Origin of the sequence: Clostridium sp. HV4-5-A1G, assembly GCF_900184915.1 — a bacterium.
In the GTDB taxonomy this organism is placed as follows: domain Bacteria; phylum Bacillota; class Clostridia; order Clostridiales; family Clostridiaceae; genus Clostridium_B; species Clostridium_B aromativorans.
In genome coordinates, this window is the sequence record NZ_FXYI02000269.1 from 1 (window position 1) to 3,066 (window position 3,066).

2 protein-coding genes and 1 tRNA gene are annotated in these 3,066 nt (G+C 34.1%); 1 reads left to right on the top strand and 2 read right to left on the bottom strand.

The genetic code is table 11. From position 1 onward, the window contains the following. Positions 1-573 (top strand): M20 metallopeptidase family protein (locus J5G60_RS17505; RefSeq protein ID WP_207876597.1); only part of this gene is annotated, 573 nt, incomplete at its 5' end. A 67-nt stretch (positions 574-640) separates the two neighbouring features. On the opposite strand, the gene fusA is transcribed toward J5G60_RS17505, so the two are convergent. Beyond that, the gene (gene fusA / locus J5G60_RS17510) at positions 641-2,731 is read right to left on the bottom strand and encodes an elongation factor G (protein WP_150357977.1); all 2,091 of its coding nucleotides are present in this window, start codon (positions 2,729-2,731) and stop codon (positions 641-643) included. 258 nt (positions 2,732-2,989) lie between these two features. Beyond that, positions 2,990-3,065 (bottom strand) — tRNA-Ala (locus J5G60_RS17515). Position 3,066: the final 1 nt, after the last annotated feature.

The following is a 3,066-nucleotide window of genomic DNA, read 5'->3' on the forward strand; positions in this document are numbered from 1 at the left end:
CCCTGGCAGGGAGTGGATGCAATGCCCTGTGCAGTAGCCATTATGGAAGGGTTCCAGACCATTGTCAGCAGATTCAACGATGCCAGGAATCCCATAGTTATAAATGTTGGAACTGTAAAGGCAGGGGAAAGATTTAATGTGGTTCCCGGTAAAGTTGAGATGACAGGGATGAACAGGGCTCTATCCAGTAATTCCAGGAAAATGATGCCAAAATGGATGAAGAAAATAATAGATGGTGTCTGCAGTGCCTATGGCTGCAAATATGACTTTAAATATAAAGATGGATTTAAACCCACTATTAACGACGATAAATCCACTGAATTTGCCAGGAAGTCCGTGGCCAAATTGATAGGTGAAAAAAATATTATTCAGGTAGGTAAGATCATGGGTTCTGAAGATTTTTCCTCATATCTTGAAAAGGTACCGGGTACATTTATGATACTTGGCGATGGAAACAAAGAAAAAGGATGGATGTATTCCCAGCATTCCAATCATTTTACTATTGATGAGAACTGTCTTCCTATAGGAGCAGCAGTTTATAGTCAGATGGCAGCAGATTTTTTGAAGAATTAATAAAGTTACTTGATTGAAGGGACCGGTGCACAAATTTAATTGTACACCAGTCTTTTATTAACTTATTTTACCCTTCTTTAACTTTTATTTTATTCTTATTTTCTATTATCTTATTTGCTTCAGAACTTGGCACCTCTTCATATCTTTCAAATCTCATAGTAAAACTTCCTCTGGCCTGGGTCATGGATCTTAAATCTGTAGCATATTTAAACATTTCAGCTTGAGGAACTTCGGCTATTATTATTTGATTTCCTTCTGAACTCTCCATTCCCAGTACTTTCCCTCGTTTTTTGTTGATGTCCCCAATTATATCTCCCATATAGTGCTCGGGAACAGATATCTCCACATGTTCAATAGGTTCCAATAATATTGGTTCAGCTTCCATAAGTCCCTTTTTATATGCTAGTGAGGCTGCAACTTTAAATGCCATTTCTGATGAATCTACAGGATGATATGAGCCATCATGAAGTGTGGCTTTTAATCTTATTACAGGATAGCCAGCCAATACTCCATGATTTACACACTCCCTTAGACCTTTTTCCACTGCTGGTATATACTGTCTAGGTACTACCCCTCCTACTACTTTATCCACAAACTCTAAATCATCTTCCCCATCAGTCCTGGGCTCAAATTTAATTCTCACATCTCCATATTGTCCATGTCCTCCTGATTGCTTCTTGTGTTTCCCTTGAACATCTGAAATTTTCTTTATGGTTTCTCTATAAGGTACTTTTGGTTCCTGTAAAACAACTTCCACACCGAATTTAGATTTTAATTTACATGATATTACATCAATATGAGTCTCGCCCAATCCAGATATTATCACCTCTGCATTTTCCGTATCTCTAGATATTTTAAAAGTAAGATCTTCTTCTACCATCTTATTCAATCCGTTTAATATTTTATCTTCATCATTTTTAGATTTAGGTAAAACTGCCATTGAAATTACAGGCTGCGGAAATTTAATATCTTCAAATATCACAGAGGACTTAGGATAACATAGTGTATCCCCCGTACTTGTAAATTGTAGTTTAGATACAGCGCCTAAATCCCCAGCCGTTATTTCAGAGGCAGGAATCTGCTGTTTACCTCTTAGAAAATACATGGATCCCATTTTTTCATTTTTGTTCTTTTTAACATTATGCACTGTCATATCAGATTTCAACTTTCCCGTTATAACTCTAAACAAAGATAATTTACCAACAAAAGGATCCGCTATAGTTTTAAAAACAAATGCTGAAAAAGGTTCTTTTTCATCTATTTTTATAGTGTGTTCAGAGTCATTTTTTATATCTATAACTTTAATAGGCTCTATATTTTCTGGTGATGGAAAACATTCAATTATATCTTCAATTAAAGTCTCTATTCCTATTCCAGTTAAAGCAGAACCACACATTACAGGCACTACTTCTCCCTTTGAACACCCCTTTATTAAACCCTCATATATATCCTCATCGCTTAAAGTACCTTCATCGAAATATTTATCTAAAAGTTTTTCATCTGTCTCTGCTACGGCTTCCATTATCATATTTTTACATTCATCTACTTTTTCTAAAATATCTTCAGGTATATCCCCTTCTTCCATAGCTTTAGTTTTACTATTAAATATCCTAGCTCTTCTTGAAATAACGTTTACAACACCTTTAAAATCGCTTTCTTTACCTATAGGATACTGAACAGGTACTACAGATATACCAAATTTCTGCTTTAATTCTTCCATCACCTTTCCAAAATTAGAATTTTCCCTATCTAGCTTATTCACATAAAAGGCTCTTGGTAAATTGTTCTTATTTAAATAATCCCAGGATTTTTCTGTCCCTACCTGTATTCCTGATACACCTGATACAACAATCATTGCTGTATCAACAGCTCTTAATCCTTCCACAGTTTCTCCTATAAAATCAAAATATCCTGGCATATCAACTAAATTTATCTTTACATCATTATATTCACAAGAAACTATTGATGTAGATAAAGATATTTTTCTCTTTTTTTCTTCAGTGTCATAATCACTAACAGTATTTCCATCTTCAATTTTCCCAAATCTATCTGTAGCTTTCGTATAGTAAAGTATTGCTTCTGTTAATGTAGTTTTCCCAGATCCACTGTGACCAATAATTCCTACATTTCTTAAATATTTTGTTGAATAATTTTTCATAAGCAATTCCTCCTCTTACTTTGCACTTAGTTTATATATTCTACTTACAACTTAAAATCCCTGCTAAAATCAAATAAATTTTCACACTAATTTGATTTTACTCAATATATAAAAAAATAAATATATAAAAAATAGGCCAAAAATAGACATAACTTTTGGTCTTTAAAAGGATTTAAAACTTTAACTTTTTCAGTCAACAAACGAATATTAAGCGCTATATATGATAACTAAAAAAAGAGTAACAAATTGTTACTCGTGTGGTGGAGATAAAGAGATTCGAACTCTTGACCCTCTGCGTGCAAGGCAGATGCTCTCCCAGCTGAGCTATACCCCCA

What these genes read in the sequence shown, in the direction of transcription:
- fusA (WP_150357977.1), bottom strand. Translation starts at nt 2,731, where the DNA reads ATGAAAAATTATTCAACAAAATATTTAAGAAATGTAGGAATTATTGGT.